This window comes from Shewanella halifaxensis HAW-EB4 (assembly GCF_000019185.1).
GTDB lineage: Bacteria > Pseudomonadota > Gammaproteobacteria > Enterobacterales > Shewanellaceae > Shewanella > Shewanella halifaxensis.
Genome location: NC_010334.1, coordinates 50,459 through 71,656, shown reverse-complemented (window position 1 = coordinate 71,656; position 21,198 = coordinate 50,459). Strand labels below are relative to the sequence as shown.

At 46.5% G+C, this 21,198-nt stretch carries 20 protein-coding genes; 8 read left to right on the top strand and 12 right to left on the bottom strand.

Features of this window, described 5'->3' with window-relative positions; genetic code table 11:
• The first annotated feature begins 129 nt into the window (after positions 1–129).
• The 3 genes from SHAL_RS00315 to SHAL_RS00305 are packed head-to-tail and all read left to right on the top strand — an operon-like array spanning position 130 to position 3,620.
• The gene (locus SHAL_RS00315) at positions 130–1,713 is read left to right on the top strand and encodes an alpha/beta hydrolase (RefSeq protein WP_012275195.1); all 1,584 of its coding nucleotides are present in this window, start codon (positions 130–132) and stop codon (positions 1,711–1,713) included.
• 10 nt (positions 1,714–1,723) lie between these two features.
• The gene (locus SHAL_RS00310; RefSeq protein WP_012275194.1) at positions 1,724–2,458 is read left to right on the top strand and encodes an ABC transporter ATP-binding protein; all 735 of its coding nucleotides are present in this window, start codon (positions 1,724–1,726) and stop codon (positions 2,456–2,458) included.
• A 25-nt stretch (positions 2,459–2,483) separates the two neighbouring features.
• Complete coding sequence (locus tag SHAL_RS00305) at positions 2,484–3,620, top strand: ABC transporter permease (RefSeq protein WP_012275193.1); 1,137 nt, start codon at positions 2,484–2,486, stop codon at positions 3,618–3,620.
• Between the two features lie 78 nt (positions 3,621–3,698).
• On the opposite strand, the gene SHAL_RS00300 is transcribed toward SHAL_RS00305, so the two are convergent.
• From SHAL_RS00300 to mog, 3 genes are all read right to left on the bottom strand, one after another.
• On the bottom strand, positions 3,699–5,357 hold the full coding sequence (locus SHAL_RS00300) for a methyl-accepting chemotaxis protein (protein WP_012275192.1): 1,659 nt from the start codon (positions 5,355–5,357) through the stop codon (positions 3,699–3,701).
• A gap of 414 nt (positions 5,358–5,771) precedes the next feature.
• Positions 5,772–5,978 (bottom strand): hypothetical protein, encoded by a 207-nt coding sequence (locus SHAL_RS23635; RefSeq protein ID WP_012275191.1) that lies wholly within the window; start codon positions 5,976–5,978, stop codon positions 5,772–5,774.
• Positions 5,979–6,314: 336 nt separating this feature from the next.
• Positions 6,315–6,848, bottom strand: a complete 534-nt coding sequence (gene mog / locus SHAL_RS00295) for a molybdopterin adenylyltransferase (protein ID WP_012275189.1) — start codon at positions 6,846–6,848, stop codon at positions 6,315–6,317.
• A gap of 350 nt (positions 6,849–7,198) precedes the next feature.
• On the opposite strand from mog, the gene SHAL_RS00290 reads away from it, so the two are divergent.
• Together SHAL_RS00290 and SHAL_RS00285 are read left to right on the top strand one after the other, a co-directional pair.
• Positions 7,199–8,524, top strand: a complete 1,326-nt coding sequence (locus SHAL_RS00290) for a BamA/TamA family outer membrane protein (RefSeq protein WP_012275188.1) — start codon at positions 7,199–7,201, stop codon at positions 8,522–8,524.
• A 23-nt stretch (positions 8,525–8,547) separates the two neighbouring features.
• Entirely contained in the window at positions 8,548–9,480 is a 933-nt protein-coding gene (locus SHAL_RS00285; protein WP_012275187.1) for a hypothetical protein, read from the top strand.
• A gap of 79 nt (positions 9,481–9,559) precedes the next feature.
• On the opposite strand, the gene SHAL_RS00280 is transcribed toward SHAL_RS00285, so the two are convergent.
• The gene (locus SHAL_RS00280; protein ID WP_012275186.1) at positions 9,560–10,030 is read right to left on the bottom strand and encodes an NlpC/P60 family protein; all 471 of its coding nucleotides are present in this window, start codon (positions 10,028–10,030) and stop codon (positions 9,560–9,562) included.
• 161 nt (positions 10,031–10,191) lie between these two features.
• Between SHAL_RS00280 and SHAL_RS23175 the strand changes: the two genes are divergently transcribed.
• Complete coding sequence (locus SHAL_RS23175; protein WP_190273616.1) at positions 10,192–10,338, top strand: hypothetical protein; 147 nt, start codon at positions 10,192–10,194, stop codon at positions 10,336–10,338.
• Between the two features lie 16 nt (positions 10,339–10,354).
• Here SHAL_RS23175 and SHAL_RS00275 read toward each other — a convergent pair whose 3' ends face one another.
• The 8 genes from SHAL_RS00275 to SHAL_RS00240 form a co-directional block, all read right to left on the bottom strand.
• On the bottom strand, positions 10,355–11,500 hold the full coding sequence (locus tag SHAL_RS00275; protein ID WP_012275185.1) for an ABC transporter permease: 1,146 nt from the start codon (positions 11,498–11,500) through the stop codon (positions 10,355–10,357).
• Positions 11,497–12,420, bottom strand: coding sequence for an ABC transporter ATP-binding protein (locus tag SHAL_RS00270; protein ID WP_012275184.1), 924 nt, complete (start codon positions 12,418–12,420; stop codon positions 11,497–11,499). Before SHAL_RS00270 ends, SHAL_RS00275 begins: the two co-directional genes overlap by 4 nt.
• On the bottom strand, positions 12,417–13,367 hold the full coding sequence (locus SHAL_RS00265; RefSeq protein WP_012275183.1) for an HlyD family secretion protein: 951 nt from the start codon (positions 13,365–13,367) through the stop codon (positions 12,417–12,419). The genes SHAL_RS00270 and SHAL_RS00265 overlap by 4 nt, the downstream gene beginning before the upstream one ends.
• A gap of 160 nt (positions 13,368–13,527) precedes the next feature.
• Positions 13,528–14,130 (bottom strand): hypothetical protein, encoded by a 603-nt coding sequence (locus SHAL_RS00260; RefSeq protein WP_150102042.1) that lies wholly within the window; start codon positions 14,128–14,130, stop codon positions 13,528–13,530.
• Positions 14,131–14,392: 262 nt separating this feature from the next.
• The gene (locus SHAL_RS00255; protein ID WP_012275181.1) at positions 14,393–15,577 is read right to left on the bottom strand and encodes a BaiN/RdsA family NAD(P)/FAD-dependent oxidoreductase; all 1,185 of its coding nucleotides are present in this window, start codon (positions 15,575–15,577) and stop codon (positions 14,393–14,395) included.
• A gap of 252 nt (positions 15,578–15,829) precedes the next feature.
• Positions 15,830–16,849, bottom strand: a complete 1,020-nt coding sequence (gene gpsA / locus SHAL_RS00250; protein ID WP_012275180.1) for an NAD(P)H-dependent glycerol-3-phosphate dehydrogenase — start codon at positions 16,847–16,849, stop codon at positions 15,830–15,832.
• Positions 16,850–16,853: 4 nt separating this feature from the next.
• The gene (gene secB / locus SHAL_RS00245; protein WP_012275179.1) at positions 16,854–17,339 is read right to left on the bottom strand and encodes a protein-export chaperone SecB; all 486 of its coding nucleotides are present in this window, start codon (positions 17,337–17,339) and stop codon (positions 16,854–16,856) included.
• A gap of 230 nt (positions 17,340–17,569) precedes the next feature.
• Positions 17,570–18,004: a rhodanese-like domain-containing protein gene (locus tag SHAL_RS00240; RefSeq protein ID WP_012275178.1), complete on the bottom strand. Its 435-nt coding sequence runs from the start codon at positions 18,002–18,004 to the stop codon at positions 17,570–17,572.
• A 238-nt stretch (positions 18,005–18,242) separates the two neighbouring features.
• Here SHAL_RS00240 and gpmM point away from each other — a divergent pair, with 238 nt between their 5' ends.
• Both gpmM and SHAL_RS00230 read left to right on the top strand, forming a co-directional pair.
• Entirely contained in the window at positions 18,243–19,787 is a 1,545-nt protein-coding gene (gene gpmM / locus SHAL_RS00235) for a 2,3-bisphosphoglycerate-independent phosphoglycerate mutase (protein ID WP_012275177.1), read from the top strand.
• A 272-nt stretch (positions 19,788–20,059) separates the two neighbouring features.
• Positions 20,060–21,193, top strand: coding sequence for a murein hydrolase activator EnvC family protein (locus SHAL_RS00230; protein WP_012275176.1), 1,134 nt, complete (start codon positions 20,060–20,062; stop codon positions 21,191–21,193).
• The last annotated feature ends 5 nt before the right edge of the window (positions 21,194–21,198 follow it).

The following is a 21,198-nucleotide window of genomic DNA, read 5'->3' as shown; positions in this document are numbered from 1 at the left end:
TTCCGCGCCCCTGTTTCTTCGCTCACTCAATTAGCACATTGACCTGAGGAAAAGTAGTTAGCCACTGCATAAAGACATTGATACAGTACCTCATATAGATACGCTAAATTGCAAAAAGGAATCAGTATCATGCTTCATGGAATGTACTCACAATTACGCGCTCGGGTTTCACCAGCGTTATGGCGTAAAAAACCAGTCGCGGCGGCTATATTACTCGGTGCAGGACTGATCATTCCTTCTGCTCAGGCGGACACTTCAGCTAAAACACCTCAGTCTAACTCAAGCAATCAACACGCTTGTTATGTCGATGGTCTATCGGAGCAGATGCAGTGTGGCTCAATCTCGGTTCCTGAAAATTATGCCAAGCCAGACGGTAAACAGATTGAGATCCACTATGTCGTAATGCCAGCCATTAAGCCCAGCGACAAAGTTGAAGCCCTACTCGCGATTGCTGGCGGCCCGGGGCAATCTGCCATAGAAAATGCCCAAGGCTTCGATCGCATGCTCACTAAGGTGCGTCAGACTCAGGACGTGATCCTTATCGATCAGCGCGGTACAGGCCAATCCAATCCGTTGCAGTGTATCGGTGACGGTTTCGACAGCGCGCTGGCGGTTAACGAAAGTGATTTTGATACCCGGGTCGAGACTCAAAAATGCCTCGACAGCCTCGATGCAGATGTCACCCAGTATGGCAGCCTCAGTGCACTTAAAGATTTTGAGGCGATAAGACAGCATTTAGGTTATCAAAAGCTCCACCTTTATGGCGTATCTTACGGCACACGTATGGCGCAGCTTTATATGCGTCACTATCCAGAGCACCTCGCAACCGTCACCTTAGATGGTGTGGTCCCTATGCAGCAGAGCGTGCTAGCCATTGGTAATGCTATCGCCCGCGCCTTCGATCTACTGATTGCCGACTGTGCGAATAACCTGCTTTGCCATAAGCAGTTTCCAGAGCTTAAAGCCGATCTAGAGAAGGTCGATGCAGAGCTAACTCAAGGCCCTAAGATCAGCCAAGTCCCCGACCCGCTTACCGGTGAAATGACCCAACTGACACTGACCCGCAGCAAGCTTAAGGGGGCACTACGTATGGCGCTTTATAACCCCAGCACTCGCTCACTCATGCCCCATGCGATTCATCAAGCCGCTAAAGGTAACTATCAACCTATCACAGGCCTCTATGCCATGGGCATAGACAACGCGGGTATCGCCATGGGTATGCACGCCTCTGTGGTATGCAGTGAGGACTGGCAGCGTCTGACACCTGAGCTGCGTGCAAAAGCCAGCGAAAGCTACTTTGGTAAAGAGATGCTCAAAACCTTTGCAGAGTCCTGCGCGGTATGGAATATGCCAGCGGTCGATACCGACTTTAGCGACCCCATTGCCAGTGATATCCCGACACTTTTACTATCAGGCGAGCTTGATCCTGCCACTCCACCAAGTTGGGGAACACTCGCCATGGAGAAACTCACCAACGCTAAACACTTTATCGCCCCTTATGCGACTCATGGGGTGGCGTATCAGTCCTGCGGGAATGATTTAATCGCAGAGCTGGTAGAGCAAGGTTCGGTAGCCGAGCTCAATGCTGAGTGTCTGAATGAGGACATTCGCCGTAACTTCTATCTCAATGCCAGCACGGTGGAAGCGATTCCAAGTGACAGTACTGAGCAAAAAGATGAGCAAATAGACGAACAAACAGCCCTGATTAAGTAAGGAAACCACCATGATACAAGTATCAAATTTATCAAAACGCATCGGAGATGTGCAGGCGCTGAACGATTTAAGCTTTTCGGCACTCGATGGCCAGATCACGGGTCTACTTGGCCCTAACGGCGCAGGCAAGACCACCTGTTTGCGCACGGTGTTTGGCTTATTAAAGCCTGATAACGGCATCGCCGAAATCGATGGTATCGATATCGCAAAATCGCCAGTTGCCGCCAAGCAGCAATTAGGCTTGTTCCCCGATCCATTTGGTTTATATGAGCGCTTAACGCCGCGGGAATATATTAGCTACTTTGCCGAGCTAAATGGCTTGTCACGCAAAGAGGCGAAGATAGCGACCAGCAAGGTCATCGATAAATTGCACCTTGCCGATATCGCCGATAGACAGTGTAAAGGCTTCTCTCAAGGCCAAAGAATGAAGACGGCGCTGGCACAAGCGATTGTCCACCAGCCTACCAATATCATTCTCGATGAACCGACTCGTGGGCTGGATGTAATGAGTACTCGCGTACTGCGCGACATCTTGCGCGATCTAAAAAACCAAGGTCATTGTGTATTGTTTTCCAGCCATGTGATGCAAGAAGTCGCCGCACTTTGTGACCAAGTGATAGTTATGGCCGAAGGCCGTGTTGTTGCCGTAGGCAGCCCAGATGCATTGTGCCAGCAAACGGGTAAGGACTCTCTCGAAGATGCCTTTATTCAACTGATTGGTACCGATGAAGGCATAGCAGCCTAAATACTGGCGATAAAAGGATTTTAAAATGAGTAATAAAATAATTTCAATGATCCGCAAGGAGCTGATCGATGCCGCTCGCGATAAACGCTCGGTAATGGCAGGTCTTTACTACGCAATGGGCGCGCCATTGCTAATGTGCGGTATGTTCTTTCTGTTGATCGGTCAACTCACCAGCCCAGAAGATCTTAATATTAAGATCGGTAATGCCCAAGGTGCACCGGATCTGGTGAAGTTTCTATCGAGCCGCGGCATTTCCCAAGGTGATGGCGAGGACACCAAAGATATCCAGCTCATTATTAGCGATGACTATGCCGCCAATATGGCAAAGGGTTTGAGCGCTGAGGTCACTTTGATTGCCGATGCATCAAATGAAAAGCTACAGATCTCGATTCGTCGTTTAGAGAAAAGTTTGCAAGAGTACAGTGGTGAGATGGGCAGCCTACGTCTTATCGCTCGCGGTATTGACCCTCGCGTGATGCAGCCGATTAAGCTTAATGTCGAAGATAAGGCTACTCCAGACTCTAAGGCGGGGATGATCTTAGGCTTAGCAACCATGACCATGATTTATGCGGTATTCATCTCTGGCATGAACTTAGCCATCGACACCAGCGCTGGAGAGCGTGAGCGTAATTCACTGGCGCTACTACTGAGTCATCCGGTTTCTACCTGGGAAATCGTTATCGCCAAAATTACTGCGGTCACCATTTTTGCCATGGTGGGCCTGATCCTCACACTCATCGTCTCAAAATTCGCCTACGCCTTTGTACCTTGGCAGGAGCTTGGTTTTGCCGTGAGCGTTAACACTAACTTTATTCTGATGATGATTGTTGTTGGTGCGCCAGTGGCGGTTATGGCGGCCAGCTTGCAGCTGTTTGTCTCCTTTATGGCTAAGAGCTTTAAGGAAGCCCAGTCGTATATCACTATCGTGCTGATGGTACCTATGATGTTAGCCATGGCGGCCAGCTACAATATCGCACCAGAGACGATTCAATGGTTGCCGGTATCGGGCCAACTACAGGCATTGATTGAGTTTATTAAAGGCCGCGAACTACCGCTCACTCAGCTTGCCGTGTCTTCGGCATTCACCCTCGCCATTGCCCTTGGGCTTGCGATTGGCATGCAAAAGTCTCTCAAGAGCGAGAAGATCGTGTTTGGTTTATAACTGGCTAGCGCGGGTAATCACTCATTACCCGCACAAGTTGTGCCCTCAGAAAAGAAAGACCACTATTTAGATGAGTTATTAGATTTTAAACTCTTGCACCAATACCGACAGCCGCTTAGCCATATGTGCTAAGTTTTCGCTCTCCTGAGAGCTAATATTCGTGCCATTGGCTGTTTGCTCTGCCGCATGGCTGATATTAACGATATTTGCGTTAATCTCTTCAGATACAGTGCTTTGCTCCTCGGCAGCAGTGGCAATCTGGGTGTTCATGTCGGTAATCGTTGCAATTGCAACAACGATACTTTGTAGTGCCTCACCCGCACTGCGAGCATGACTTACGCTATCATCGACATACTGCCGACTATCCGACATCGCACTCGCAGCAAGCTTGGCGCCGCCCTGCAGTTTCTCAATCATGGCTTGGATCTCTTCTGTCGACGCTTGAGTACGACTCGCCAAGGTTCTCACTTCATCGGCAACCACTGCAAATCCACGCCCTTGCTCACCCGCTCTCGCCGCTTCTATCGCCGCGTTAAGCGCTAACAAGTTAGTCTGCTCAGAAATCCCTTTAATCACGTCCAAAATAGAGCCTATCTGATGACTGTCACGCTCTAGGTCATGAACGACCTGCGATGCACGCTCAATACCAACAGCTAAATTCTCAATGGCTTCAACCGTACTATTCACCACAGCCAAGCCAGCTTGAGATTGACCATCTGTTTGCACTGCGGCGTCGGCAGCATCATTGGCATTTTTAGCCACTTCAACCACTGTTGCTGTCATCTCATTCATGGCAGTTGCAACCATCTCTAGTTCGTCACGCTGAGTTTGTACTGAGTTAGCTGCATCAGCCGTTATCGCAGCCATTCCTTGAGACGACTCAGCCAACGAAGTCGACGTTTCAGCAACGCCTTGTAAGCTTGCTTGAAACTTATCGAGCATCAAGTTGAACGACTGCGATAATTGACCTAATTCATCTTGAGAGGTGATCTGAATTCGGCGAGTAAGATCTGAGTCCGCTTCAATCGAGGTAATGGACTGCTGCATGTTATCTACAGAACGTAAAATCGCACGGGAGACAAAAAACAAAACAATACCGGCAAATGCAAAAGAGACCAGTGTTAAACCAAGTAATTGCAACCGCATAGATGCCAAAGCACTGATTGCCTCAGCCTGAATCCGTGAACGAAGTTGCGCTTCCCCCTCGGTCAGCTTTTTAAATGTTAGTCTGGCCTCGTTTGCAAAAGGGCTTGCCCCCTTACTGTATTCCGTCCATGCCTTTTGCAGGACCTCTGGTGTACGCTCGACAGATTTCAGTGCTAACATTCGCGTACGGCCATCTTCTAAAAAGGCTGTAGTGGCTTGTTTAGAATTATTCGTAAGCTGATAGATATGTTGTCGATCTGCATCCATAACAATGAAGTCAATCGAAGTATCTAGATCATCGAAATGCTTATAAATATCCTGAATACGTGTTTCTAGCAGGTTAAAGTTTTTGCTAAAGTCATCCCCCAACATAATGCTACGAGATAAACGTGACACGTAGTTCATATCACGGCTAATTGATAACAAGTACTTCTGACTATTAACTGCCGCTTGATCGTATTCATTAAAACTCTGTTCGACCTCTGCAGTGCGAAACACCACATCTACCAAAATTGCACATCCGGTAAAGCCAAATACCAACATTACAGCCATCAACTTTCGTTTAATGCTCAAAGAAACAAGCCAATCCATTCTACTACTCCGTACAATCATCCTGCGCATAGGCGCTATTTGATCTCAGAATAAGTCATGCCTTTTTAAGTTATTGAGATATAAATACATAAAGACTATAAAAGTTTGTGAATAAATATAAAAAGCCAGTAAACAAAAAGCCTAGCAATAGCTAGGGATTAGATAGAAATCGAGAAATAATTGAGTGATTTATTTTGTTTTAGGTCTAAAAAATTGATTAGCGACTCATTACACTCTCACAAAGGCTTTTCCATTAGACCTGAACGGCTTATACCAATCAGTATAAGAAGTTGATCTACTCAGAGCATTTTTTGGCAAACTAATTCAAGGCGAGTAGCTGAAAGAATGGTTATTCCCTTGTGAAGCTGTTTAACGCAGAAGTAGGCAGCCAAAAACGCTCCAGAATGACGAGTTTTAGCGGCTCTGATGCTGTGTTAACGAGCTTAACCGTAGAACAACTATGCTCTTCACTCGTTGCCTTGCCTCATAACCGCTAAACTCTCGCTGAGCGACCAAATCTTTATACTGATTGGTATTAATAACAGACTCGTCGCACTCAAGGAATGGGCCGTCCATTAGGTCGATACAGTAAGGAATAGCGGGGAAAGATTGAGAGCGCATCTAAACACGCTCTTTATTCTGTCGGATCTAGCTAGGACTTACTTGGCCTTAGGTCTGAACGGCTTAATAACAGACTCGTCACACTCTAAGAATGGACCGTCCATTAGGTCGATACAGTAAGGAATAGCGGGGAAAGATTGAGAGCGCATCTAAACACGCTCTTTATTCTTCCAATTCCAAATAGGACTTACTTGGCCTTAGGTCTGAACGGTTTAATAACCGACTCGTCACACTCTAAGAATGGACCGTCCATTAGGTCGATACAGTAAGGAATAGCGGGGAAAGATTGAGAGCGCATCTAAACACGCTCTTTATTCTTCCAATTCCAAATAGGACTTACTTGGCCTTAGGTCTGAACGGTTTAATAACCGACTCGTCACACTCTAAGAATGGACCGTCCATTAGGTCGATACAGTATGGAATAGCAGGGAACACAGCATCTAAACACTCACGGATAGACTTTGGCTTACCCGGTAGATTAACGATAAGTGAGTCACCACGTAGGCCTGCTGTTTGACGCGATAAAATTGCTGTCGGTACAAACTTCAATGATTCCGCGCGCATCAACTCGCCAAAACCCGGCATCATACGGTCGCATACCGCTTCTGTTGCTTCAGGAGTCACATCGCGCTTAGCCGGACCAGTGCCGCCTGTAGTCACGATAAGGCTACAGTTTTGCTCATCGGCCATCTTAATCAAAGTCGCAGAAATCACATCCTGCTCATCTGGGATCACCTCATAAATAGGCTCCCACTCAGACGTCAGGTATTCGTTAAGTACATCAATAATCGCCTTGCCTGAGAGATCTTCATAGACACCCGCACTGGCTCTATCACTTACTGTCACAATACCGATTCTAGCTTTGCTCATTCTCTGTTCCTTCAATCTGATCATGGATAAACTGCTTATTTGAAAGTTTATCGTGAACGTTAGCGTCTCTATAGTGTGGCGTTAAAGTAGCACAAAGTTAACTAATTAAACTCGATAAATTTAGCGTTAAATACAAAAACTGCGAGCCGATGATTTATTGGTTATTCACTAGACAACACACCACACCTATTCAAAAAACAAACAGAAGCTAATACATTTGCTGTAAACGAGATATTGGTCGCAATATTTTTGATGTAACTGCCTATGGCAACGCTTGTTTTCAATAATTTCTACCGTACTCTTGCCTCTACTCGAATCGACGAGAATTCACACGAATTCAGGTGACACTATTGAACAGCTCACAGGACTTATTGCGCGTTTGCCTAGCGTTAGCAACTATCCTTTTTTCCAACATCATCAATGCCGAACAGTCTCTGCAAACTTTACCGACAAAAAGCAGCGAACAACCCTTTTTCAGCAGCCAACAACAGGCTGAAGAGCGCAGCCAAGCCTATGATGATGCGATCGATACACTCGATAACAAAGAAGATGATTGCAGCACAGAGCAAGCTTGTGATGAGCTAAGCACTGCCATCACGGATCTCGAGTACGCCAAGCGCAACCATATCGACAAAAATGGCTTAGCCATGTTCGATATTTTAGGCGGCCCGGCGTTCACACCTGAAAACGGTTTAATGATGGCTCTTGGTGGCCTCTACTCCTTTAAAACTGAGCGAGAGCAGAGTGAATTGCAACGCTCTAGCGTGTCTCTGTTTGGCATAGTCAATAAGGGTGAAGGCGACGTGGGCTACAGCCTGCGTTCGAGACAAAACCTATTTTTCGATAACGATGACATCCGTTACAGTGGCCTATTCGTATTAGCCGATCAGAGTGAGAACTTCTGGGGCGTGGGTTATGACGCAGGTAAAAAACAGCCAGCATCGGACGATACCCTATTAAATAAGACCTCGCTGACCTATCACGCGAACTTGGATTTTAAGAGTGATTACGGCTTCTATTTTGGCCCCGCCCTACGCCTAAATTACTTCAAACCAGACCAAACTAACCTGCCACCAACGGCAATCGATGATGAGAACTTTCAGCAATTTAAAGATAAGCCGTTATCGATAGGCTTAGGCTTCTCGTTCAATTACGATAGCCGCGATGTCACGGTAAACGCTTGGCAGGGTCAGTACCTCAACTTTGAGTACATCAACTATAACCCAAGCTTTGGTAGCGATAACCAGTACCAAAAAATTCTGATCGACCAACGCTATTACCTAACACTGTCGTTAGGGAAGGTGCTGGCTTTCTATAACGCTTACCAGTGGAGTGAAGGCGAAGTGCCTTACTACGATCTGCCTACACTCGGCGGACAGTCATCACTGCGTGGCCTCTATCAAGGGCGTTACCGCGATAAGTCTGCTATCGAACACACCTTAGAATATCGCCATACTTTCTTGCGTGGCAATGGAGAGCTATCGGCTCATGGGGCAACGATTTGGGCAGGTGTCGGCTCCATCGCTGGCACAGATATCCAACTGTACGAAAAACTTCTATATAGCTATGGCTTTGGTTACCGCTATGAGTTGCAACCTCGGATGAACGTACGCGTCGATCTAGGTTTTAGTGACGATGACAGCGGCTTCTACCTTACCTTTACCGAAGCTTTTTAAATTTAATCTAGAGATCGAGATAAATGAACAAACACCTTGTTACTGTGATGCTACTGAGTGCTATCACCTTTAATTCGTGGGCCAACACCAATAGCGACACAACAGACATCGAGCGCAAACAACCTGCCCACTGGAGCAATCTGCCTATTTGGGGCGATAAGGCGCGTGAGCTAGGTTATCAGTTACCTATTCCTGTCGGTTTTAATATTTACTACAACAAGCAATCGGTTGCTTACGATGCCAAAGACAATTTCAACCTCGGCCTAAGAGGCAGTGGCTGGCTAAACAAGCTTAATGCCAATGTGGTGATCCCTGCGGACGATGTGATCATCACCGGAGAAGATGAAAGTATTCAGCTTAGGGCCGATGCTTGGGTGCTGCCATTCCTGAATATCTATGGTCTTGCAGGTTACACTAAGGGTCACAAAGATATTCTAGCGGACTTGAGTAACGCAGAAGGCTTAGGCAATAGCGGTATCGATATGGTGTTGCCTATTCCTATCGAGTACACGGCTTATAATTTAGGCTTAGGCGCGGTACTGGCAGGGCAAGCCGAGGTGATCCCAGGCATGCATCCGTTTATCTTCACTGGCGTAGCTGCCTTTACCAACTCGTGGACAACCACTACAGATAGCACGATTCAAACCTATATCGGCTCGGTGCGTATGGGGCAAAGATATGATGTTGGCGGCGACAAGCTAGCCTTCTTAGTCGGCTATAACTATCAGATGATCAATCAGAAAATTGGTGGTAGTTACGACTTCAATATTCCGCTACTCGGAAGACCTGGCGGGATAGCCATCGATTATGATGTTCACTTAGTCAGCTCTGAAAGCCACAATATGTCGGTCAGCATGGTGTACGATTTCGGTCCAAAAGATGAGTGGAACGTGTTTATCGAATACGGATTCTTAAACTGGGATCAGCTGCTACTTTCGGTCGGTCGTCGCTTCTAATCGCAATTACTATCAAATCTCAGCAAAATATCGCCTCAGAATGCTAACTCAAGCTTGCTAGCACTTTGAGGCACTCCAATCACAGTCTCCTCGATAACCAGTACTTTTGCTTCCAATAGCTATTATTCAAGCTAGAGATCATCACACCTTGGCTAGTCGAGGCATGCAGGAACTGGGAATCCCCGATGTAAATCCCCACATGACGAGTGCTCCAACCCGTTTTAAAAAACACCAGATCACCAGCGCGTAACTGGCTCTTACTAACGCTCTTACCCATCTCTTTCTGTTGCGCTGTGGTTCTAGGCAGTTGCACTCCAAAACGGCTCTGGAGGGTCAATAACACAAACCCCGAGCAGTCGATACCGCCCTTACCCATCCCCCCTAAACGATATGGAACGCCCTTCCACTCTCGATGCATCTGTATTAATTGATTTTTTGTCTCAGGAGTATTCGATAAAGAGGGTGTTTTATCCGCTGAGTTCAACTGAGATGGCGCACTAGAACAGGCGCTCAACAATGCTGCAAAAAATAGAACCGCTAAAAATCTCATTTTTATCCAAATCTTAAAACGCTCATTTAAACTTTAACTCAGCGAGCTAAAAATAAGATTAAATAATAGCAAACAGTAAATAAATTTTCCCATAAGGCGATCAAAGCTGTTTTTTAAACTATACATAATTAAACAGGCAAGCTAATTAATGGAATGCTTATATGGAAAACTACTTTTTGAATATCTATCACCAGAGCGATTTTGCTCTATGTAAAATCCCCGATAGTGAGTCCGAGTTAAAACAAGAGCAGGATCAGACAGAAGAACGAGAAGATGAAACCCCTAGCTATATCCTAGGTTATAACTAGTGGCTGACGATATAGATTAGCCTAAATTCTTTTTAAAGCGCATCGATGCCACGATGAGACCAATAATCGTAAATGCCGCCAACCAAGTCACGTCATAGGTCATATCGATAATTTCAACATCTCGCAACACCACACCACGAATAAGTCGCATAAAGTGCGTGGCAGGCAGCGCCTCTGCAATATACTGCGCCTCAATAGGCATCCCCTCGTAAGGGAACATAAATCCAGATAAGAGAATCGAGGGCAACAGCACAAAAATGGTCATCTGCATCGACTGTAGCTGGCTTTTGGCTATGGTCGAGATCACGAGCCCCAAGGTTAGACTCGCCATAATAAACAGTAAGGTCGCCCCGGCCAGCTGCAGCAAACTACCGTTTATCGGCACATCAAAAACACTATATCCCAGACCAAGAATAATGATGACCTGCACAATGCCGATAAACATGTAGGGGATAATTTTACCCAGCATTAGCTCTATGGGGCGAATTGGCGTGGTGATCAGCATCTCTAAGTTTCCCCGTTCACGCTCACGTACAATGGCAGCCGAGGTAAACATAATCATGGTCATGGTCAGAATGACCCCCACCAGTCCAGGTACGATATTCACCGCGGTGCGCTGCTCTGGGTTATAAAACAACGCCACCTCAAATGTCGGAGTGGTTCGATTAGCGGGCATCCCAAGCAGCGCAGTTAATGGCATGGCACGCAGGCTTTTTATCGCCGCAGCCACCATAGTATCTGAGCCATCCACAATCCACTGCGCCACAGGGCGACTGGTTTCTTCATCACTGGAGGGTGGCGTGCCGAGCCCCACAGTTTTGTGGCGTACTAAACGCTGACTGACATCGTTAGGGATCACTAATACCGCTCTAACTTCACCACGGGCGATAGCAGCATGAGCACTCTCGGTATCATAAAAATGTTCGGTGAATTCCACCACCTGAGTGGCTCTTACGGTTTGAATTAGCACACGACTCAAGGCGGTTTGGCTTTGATCAACAACCCCGACCGGGATATCCCGAATATTGGTATTAATGGCAAAACCAAATAGCATCAACTGGATCAGTGGGATCATCACCACCATACCAAAGGTCATTCTGTCGCGCTTAAGCTGAGTTAGCTCTTTCATCACTATCGCCTGTAGTCGGTAAAGCGTCTTCATTGACGCCCCTTACCCGTACAGGTGACGAATACATCCTCAAGGCTCGGCCTCACCAGTGTTAGCGCGTCGAGTGCAAGAGACTGCTTTTGACTCAGAAAAGCGATGGGATCATGACAGCTGGTTTTAACTAAGACTCTTAATCTGGAACCGAGCTGAGCGGCGCTAATTACTTCAGGAAGTGCCAGCAACTCTTGTTTAAGTCTTCTTAGGCTTGTCGATTCAACCTCAACCACCTGTGCGCCCATATTTTGCATCAGTTGTTCAGGCGAGCCATCGACACGCTTAACGCCAGCCTCGAGTATAGCAAGCTTATGGCAACGCTCGGCCTCATCCATATAGTGGGTCGAGACTAAGATAGTGGTGCCCTGTTCACACAGATCGAATAGCTTCTCCCAAAAATCACGCCGATTCTCAGGATCCACAGCCGAGGTAGGCTCATCTAAAAATAGCAGTTCAGGCTTATGCATGGTTGCTGCCGCCAAGCCTAGGCGCTGCTTCTGGCCACCACTCATGCTGCCAGCCAGCTGGTCGGCTTTTTGTTCTAGTCCATAGGTGTTCAATAACTCTTGAATACGAGCGGTTTGTTCACGACGAGATAAACCGTAGATTTTAGCGATAAATTTAAGGTTCTCTTTAACGGTAAGATCATCATACAGAGAGAACTTCTGCGTCATATAACCGATCTTCAACCGTAGTTTCTCAGCATCTCGCGGCAACTGAAGCCCTAAGATCTCAATATCACCCGCCGTTGGCAGCAGTAGACCGGTCAACATACGAATTGCGGTGGTTTTGCCGCAGCCGTTGGGGCCGAGAAAGCCGTAGATCTGCCCCTTCTCAACCTCAAAATCTAGATTTTGGATCGCCTTCAAGCTGCCAAAGTCGCGACATAACTGTGTAGTTTTGATGACCGTTTCGCTCATGGCATCTCTACCTGAGCTGGCACGCCACTGGGCAGTGCTGCCGAGCTATCGGGGAGCTGCACCTCGGCGAGGTACATCAGGCGTGAGCGCTCCTCTTGATTAAGCGCATAATAGGGGGTGAAAGCGGGTTCATTGGAGATCCAGCGCACCTTACCTTCGATGGGATTGTCGATGCCATCGACATGGACTAATAGCGCATCACCAATGCTGATCTTCACCCGGTAAGGCTCAGGCACGTAGACTCGTGCAAAGGGAGCCTTACCCGCCAACACCACCGCCAACGGACTACCTTGAGTAACGCGCTCACCCAAATTCCAAGGCAAATTATCCAGAATACCATCGCGGGTGGCTCGAATGGTTAAGTCATCGAGTTTCTTCTGCTCACCCAACAACACAGCCTCGCTGGCCTGCAGGTTTGCCAAAGCGAAGCGAATATCCTCTTCACGGGAACCACTGACGAGTTCCAACAGGTTTTCCTGAGCGCTCTCAAGGTTAGCAGCATCCGCATCACGGCTGGCCAAGGCACGGTCGAGATCGGCTTTACTGGCAAGGTTATCCTTGGCCATACTGGCTATGCGACGGTAATTTGCTTCACTCTCTTGCAGCCGCGCTCTAGTCCCTGCCACCGCAGCTCTGGCCGCTGCGATCTCCTCTTCACGGGCACCTTTAAGTAATTTCTCATAATTGGCAGTGGCTTGAGCAACATCAGCCAATGCCTTGGCGACGTGGGATTTTTGCTGTGTATCATCGAGTTGCACCAGCACAGTGCCTTTGGTGACTATGCTACCTTGCGCTACAGGTAAGGCGACCACAACCTCATTGGTAGTTGCCGTCAGTGCGATACGTTGCCGCTCAAGACTACCTAACGCCACATGTTTTGCGCCGCTATCGCATGCATTAAGCGTTAGGCACAGAGAAATCATCATCAGTATGCGCACAGAAACCATCCTTAATCACTTGTAGCAGACTCGCCGTATTTAATCACAATACGCCTAATCTTTGACTAATCAAGTCTGTTACTTACTAAAACGACTCTGTTTTTTGTCGGGAGGAGGAGATAATAAAGCCCTGTTTTATGGGCTTTAAAACTAATAATAGACAGGGTTTCTAGAAGAAGGCGATCTTGTACTCTAGACTCACCTCTTTATCCTCGTCGATACCGACACGAAAACGGTGGCTCTTATACTGATACCCCAAAAAGGTGTCGACGACAAAGGAGTCAAAACTATCGGTACCTATGGTGTAGAAGGGATCGACACCTAGATGAAAACCTGATCCGAAGTTATATCTAAAATAAAACCCAGTACTCATAATCGGTGTCACATCATCACTGACTTCATCATTGATATATCCCCCCATAATCACAGGGTAGAGCTTCATGCTTTCGGCCAGTGAAAACGTCGTAATATAACCAGCATTGACTGAGCGCAGATCTTTATTAAAGGTGGTCTCGGCATACAAGCCCGAACCTTCCGTCATTCTGGCATAGGTCAGACTAACAGAGTCTCCTCCCCCCTTAGTTTCAATCAGTAGCTGATTCACACCCCAAGCAAAGCCACCATTCACATCAAGGTCTTCTCTCGTATCGACTGAAATGCCCAGCGAAGAATAGACGGCGGTAGGATCGCTCATATCAAGTGTTTCTTGCTCATCCGCACTCGCAGCAGAGGAGAGCGAAACCAATATGCTCGCCGCAATAAGCTTTTTCATAAGTAATACATCCATTTCTTACTTAAATAATAGGGGGTGTTCTTCTTTGCAATAAGCTTATCTAAAGAGTTAAGAAAGCGGAGTCCCCCATGAATAATCAATACGATACAGAGTTGAGCGCCAGCTATCAATGCTCAACATTTAGCCTCAGACGATTATTTTGATCACTTAGGACTCTAAGATGGGAGATGTAAAACGGTATCTAACCGATTAAAGCTAGATACCCAGAAGAGGTGTGCAAAGGAGAATGCTACTGTACTGCTTATGCGGCCTGTCCAGCCGCAACGCCCGAGCTCCAAGCCCACTGGAAATTAAAGCCTCCCAGCCAGCCACTGACGTCCATCACTTCACCGGCAAAAAATAAGCCAGGGACAGACTTGGCTTCCATGGTTTTTGACGACAATTCATCGGTATCGATGCCGCCTAATGTAACCTCTGCGGTGCGATAGCCCTCGGTGCCATTCATCACTAATGTCCATGACTCAAGATCCAGCGCTAACTGTTCACGCTCGGCATGCACAAGTTGATTGAGAGCTTTATTAAGCAAGCTCTCGTCAAATAGCACTTCGACTAAACGCTTAGGCAACCATTGTGACAAGGCATTACGCAAGCTCTGTTTCGGGCTAGCTTCAAGTGCTTGTTGGATCTTAGCGCGTACATCCTCACCCGGCAGAAGGTTGATACTGATCGCCTCGCCAGGGTTCCAGTAATTAGAGATCTGCAAAATGGTCGGACCCGATAAGCCTCGATGAGTGAATAAAAGCGCTTCACTAAACTGCGTACCATCTTTAGCGGTAATGGTACTTGGCACCGCAATACCCGATAGCGGCTCAAAGCGCTGCTTTTGCTCACTATGCCATGTAAAAGGCACGAGACCAGCATGAGTCGACAATACCTTTAGGCCAAACTGCTCCGCAATATGGTAACCATAAGGTGAGGCACCAAGCTTTGGCATAGACAGACCACCCGTTGCGATAACTAGCGATTGACAGCTGTAGTGCTCTTTATCGGTCAAGACTTCAAACAGACCTTCGCTATTTTTAGTGATCTCACTGATTTCAGTGCGTAATTTAATCTGCGCGCCAGCCCACTCACACTCGGTAAGCAGCATGGTGACGATCTCTTTGGCCGAGTCATTACAAAACAGCTGGCCGTGATCGCGTTCGTGATACTCAATACCGTGGCGTTCAACTAGTTCGATAAAGTCACTCGAGCGGTAACGCGCAAGGGCTGACTTTACAAAGTGGTGGTTACTACAAATAAAGTTTGCAGGCTCAACCTTTTGATTGGTGAAGTTACAGCGGCCACCACCACTAATAAGAATTTTGCGACCCGCTTGCTTAGCGTTATCGAGCACCAATACATCTCGACCACGGTAACCCGCAGTCGCAGCGCACATTAGGCCAGCGGCTCCAGCACCAATAATGATGACGTCATGATGTTTCACTCGAAAACTCCTAAATAAGCTCTATCTATCGTCCGTAAACGCTAGGTATAAAAAAGGGCGCCATTTTAGCACTGTTTTCTATACAGGGAAGTACTTATGCCACTACCAACATCTGCACCATAGACGGCAAGAGGTGGGATTTGTTCAGGCAAGTGCTAATCCCAATGAGAGCTGACGCTGAAAAACAAAAAACCGAAGCTAGGCTTCGGTTTTAATCAACTCTATAAGTTGTTCAGTCTAATAGCTAAAACACTATTCTGCCGACGATGTCTCAGACTTCTGCTCACGACTGAGCAGCTCTTTAGCAGCATCTACTGGAGACTTACCCTTATACAGAACTTGGTAAACCTGCTCGGTAATCGGCATCTCGACGCCTAAACGCTTAGCTAGCGTGTAAACCTCTTTAGTGTTGCGATAACCTTCAACCACTTGGCCAATCTCTTCTTGAGCCGCTTCAACATCTGAGCCTTTGCCCAATGCTAAACCGAAGCGACGATTACGAGACTGGTTATCGGTACACGTTAGTACCAAATCACCGAGTCCGGCCATTCCCATAAAGGTAGAGGCTTGTGCCCCCATAGCCTCACCGAGTCGAGTCAACTCAACTAGGCCGCGGGTGATAAGAGCCGTTCTAGCATTAGCGCCAAAACCGATACCATCAGAAAGACCCGCGCCAATAGCAATAACGTTTTTAACTGCGCCGCCCAATTGCAGACCAATAAAGTCATCATTGGCGTAGACACGCAAACGCTTAGGGCTGTGCAGCAATTCAACTAAATCTTTAGTGAATTGAGGATCGGTACCCGCAATCGAAATCGCAGTCGGCATGCCTGCAGCAAGTTCTTTTGCAAAAGTCGGTCCCGATAACACAGCTAATGGATACTCATCGCCTAACACTTCGCGGGCAACATCTTGTATTAAACGGCCAGTCTCAGGCTCTAGGCCTTTAGTAGCCCAAACAATACGCGAATCTTTACGCAGAAGCGGTTTGGCTTGGCTCAGTACCAAACCAAATACATGGCTAGGTACGACCACTAGTACATTATTAGATGCAGCTAGAGCCGTCGCTAAATCAGCTTCAGGGATCAGCAGGTCAGGAAGTGGAATACCCGGTAAAAACGCTTCGTTAGACTTGTCGTTTTTCAGGTTTTCTATGTGCTCGGGTTCGTGTCCCCAAAGCATGGTTCTGTGGCCATTACTCGCTAAAGAAATGGCAAGGGCGGTCCCGTAAGAGCCCGCCCCCAGTACCGTAATGTCGGCAGTGTTTTTCATGCGATTAAGCGTTAGCTTCTTCTGCTGGTGCATCAGCTGCTGCAGCTTGACGCTGTTGAACATACTGAGCAAATAGTGCGTCAAAGTTAACTGGTGCTAGGTTTAGTTGTGGGAAAGTACCACGGCTAACTAAGCTACCAATTGCTTCACGAGCATATGGGAAAAGAACGTTAGGGCAGTATGCACCTAGAGAGTGAGCTAGCTGCTGTTCAGTTAGACCAGCGATAGCGAAGATACCCGCTTGCTGAACTTCACATAAGAATGCAGTTTCTTCGCCGTTCTTAGCTGTAACAGTCAAAGACAGTACAACTTCATATACGTCATCAGATAGTTTGTTGCTGCGAGTATCTAGATCAAGCTTAACTTCTGGGTTCCACTCTTTTTGGAAAACAGCTGGGCTGTTTGGTGTTTCAAAAGAGATATCTTTTGTGTAAACACGTTGAATGTTGAATTGTGGACCTTGTTGTTCGTTGTTTGCTACTTCAGCCATACTATCCTACCTTTAAAAAAGTTAATGAGGCTACTTAAAAAGAGCCAGTCTCAGGGCTTGGTAAGCTTAGGTAAACACCTAATTTACTGTCCCGGTTCTTGATTTATTTAGTCAACAGACGCTTTTTTGGAGGGAGCTTCCCCTCAGTTCAATGCCGGTAACCATAATAAGTTGAGAGCTAACACTCTAATCAATTTCTCAACAAAAAAACAATGGCTACACCAACACTTCTATCTTTTGCTTTTTGAAACAGGCAAATTATTTGACTGCCATTCACCCATACCACCTTTCAGATTAGTCACGTTTTCAAAACCGTGCTTAACCATCAGTTGAGCAGCTTGAGACGAAGTCATGCCAGCGTTGCATACCATTATAATGGGACTCGCTTTTGAGTTTTCAAGGGTTTTAAGCTGATTATTTTTTATATCGGCTAGCGGTAGGTTGATAGCGCCAACGATATGACCCTTCTTAAACTCTTCTTTCCCGCGCACATCAACCACTTTAGCGTCTTGTTTGTTGATCATCATAGTCGCTTCTTGATGATCAACATTTTTAACTTTAGAAACACTTGTCTTAATCGTTATGACGATAAGTCCGATAAACAAACCAACCCAAGCCACACTTAACATCGGGTTCGCTTTAAAAAATTCCATATATTCTTGCATCGTTAACTGCCTACTATTTTCAGGGCCAAATATAATGAGGGCACAGAGTATACCATTGCTTGAGACAGAATACAGAGCGTTAGTCACGCTTGACGCCCGTAAGCAGGCTTGAATTAGTCCCTATCATGCAATTCGATAACAGCAATCTAGGTAAATTTCTTTATGCGGTACTGCAATTGGTAGTAATATTTAACCAATTCCGATTTCAATCTTATTTTTTAAACTTAAAGGTACTACCATGATGACACGCAAACGCCCACTGGCACTGCTGATCCTCGATGGCTGGGGTTACCGTGAAAACACACAGAAAAATGCTGTTTTTCATGCCAACACACCGGTTCTAGACCAGTTAACTGCCAAATATCCAAATAGTTTAATCTCAGGTTCAGGCATCGATGTTGGTCTACCTGATGGCCAAATGGGTAATTCTGAAGTCGGCCACATCAACATTGGCTCTGGCCGCATCGTTTATCAAGAGCTAACTCGCATTAGCAAGGCTATCGATGATGGCGAGTTTGATACTAATCCGACTCTAATCAAGGCCATCGATGATGCGATCAAGGCTGATGCTGCAGTTCATATCATGGGGCTTTTGTCTCCTGGCGGCGTTCACAGTCACCAAGATCATATCGAAGCTATGTGCCGTCTATCGGTGAAGCGTGGTGCCAAGAAAGTTTATCTGCATGCCTTTTTAGATGGTCGCGATACCCCGCCTCGCAGCGCGAAGCCAGGACTTGCTCACTTTGAAGAGCTATTCAAGACCTTAGGCACTGGGCAGGTAGCCTCTCTAATAGGGCGTTATTACGCCATGGACAGAGACAATCGCTGGGATCGTGTATCACAAGCCTATGAACTGATCACGGAAGGCAAAGGTCTGCACCAAGCAACCAGTGCAGTCGAAGGTATCGAAGCTGCTTATACTCGTGATGAAAATGATGAGTTTGTTGGTAGTACCGCGATTCCCGATGCACAGGGCAACATCATAAAACTAGAAGATAATGATGCGCTGATTTTCATGAATTTTCGTGCCGATCGTGCCCGTCAAATTACCCGCAGCTTTATAAATGCCGACTTTGATGGTTTCAAGCGAGCGGTCACGCCGAAAATTAATTTCGTGATGCTAACTGAATATGCCGCCGATATAAAAGCCGCTATCGCTTATCCATCAAGCGACTTGGTTAATACGCTAGGTGAGACGCTACAGAATCGAGATCTGACTCAGCTACGTATCTCTGAAACAGAAAAGTATGCTCATGTGACTTTCTTCTTCAACGGCGGTAAAGAGGAGCCGTTCAAGGGCGAAGATCGCATTCTGGTTCAATCTCCTAAAGTTGCGACTTATGACCTGCAACCAGAGATGAGTTCAGTAGAATTGACCGATAAGTTAGTGGAAGCTATCGAGTCAACACAATACGATGTCATCATCTGTAACTACCCTAACGGTGACATGGTGGGTCATACTGGTAACTTCGATGCAGCAGTAAAAGCCTGTGAAGCTGTCGATAGCTGTATTGGTCGTATTGTCGAAGCGCTAGAGAAAGTCGGTGGAGAGTGCTTAATTACCGCCGATCACGGCAATGCCGAGCAAATGACCGATGAGTCAACCGGTCAAGCACACACCGCCCACACTAGTGAGTTAGTACCATTAATCTATGTTGGACGTGACGCAGAGATCGAAAAAGGTGGACGTTTGAGTGATTTAGCGCCGACTATGTTAACCTTAATGGGACAAGAAGTGCCTGCAGAGATGACAGGCCGCTCAATAATACAACTCAAAGAGTAATATACCAACTCCACTAAAGATGTGCTCAATTCAGAGCTTTCTCAGGGCTTTCAATTCAAGGCGCATTGTGGAAGAAATGGTTATCCCTTTTGAGACAATGCAACGCAGCAGTGAAAGTCCTGAGAAGCTCACGCTGTGCGGGTTTAAAATCACTTAATACGGCACATGTGGCTTTCAATATAGAATCACTATTAGCTACAAGCCACTTGCTTGTCTAAAGTGATTTTAATTCCCGCTGAATGAGCAACTATTTAATGGAATTGGTATAACACGTGAACATTCGATTTTTTATAAAAGCCAGCATTATTGCTGGCTTTCTATCACTTCCTTTAACGGTTAACGCAACGGATCTAGAGCGTCGTCAGTCTGAGCTAAAATCGATTCAAGTGCAGATAAACAAGCAACAGTCTGCGGTTAAAAATACCAGTAAACAAAGGGAGCGATTGGTCTCTTTATTGAAAGATGATGAAAAAGCGATTGCTCAAGCAGCAAGAAAAGTAAACACCACCAAGCAAGCTCTAGCTAAAACTGATAAGAAAATTGCTGAACTAGACAGAAAACATGTTCAATTAGATAAACTAAAAAAAGCACAACAAAAATCACTGTCAAATCAACTCGCGAGTGCCTATTTAGCAGGAAATCACGATTACACAAAAATGCTGTTAAATCAGCAGTCCCCAGCAAGTATTGAGCGCCTTCTGGCTTATTATCAATATTTGAATAATGCTCGTATCGACTCAATAAACCAATTACAGACAACCTTAAAAGAGTTAGACCAAATTCAAGCGGATCAGCAAGAACAACAAAATCGTCTGAATCAGCTGGTGCTTGAACAGCAGCAGCAAGCTAAAAAGCTCAATCAAGAACAGTCGCAAAGACAGAATACTCTGACACAACTGCAAAGAACCTTAAACAATAGCGGTGCAAAACTAGAGCAACTACAAATTGAAGAAGCCAGCCTTAAGAGGGTGGTCGAGCAAGCCTTACTTGCAATGAAGAACAACCCGTCATACGAAGGACTATCTAGCCGTAACAAGCTAAAGTGGCCCACCAAGGGGCATATAAAATCAGCCTTTGGTAGTAGACGCTCCGGCCAGGTGAAGTGGAAAGGCGTCATCATTTCAGCCGATGAAGGCCAAAATGTGAGCGCAATTGCTGGCGGTAAGGTGATTTATGCCGATTGGCTACGCGGCTTTGGTATGGTTTTAGTGGTCGATCACGGTAAAGGCTACATGAGTTTATACGGTCATGCACAAGCATTACTAAAGAGCGCGGGTGACTCTGTTAGCAAAGGAGAACCGGTTGCTTTAGTCGGGCGTTCGGGTGGACAGACAGAGCCTGGCCTATACTTTGAAGTAAGGCACAAGGGGCAAGCTGTCGATCCTGCAAGGTATTGCAAACGTTAGACCAT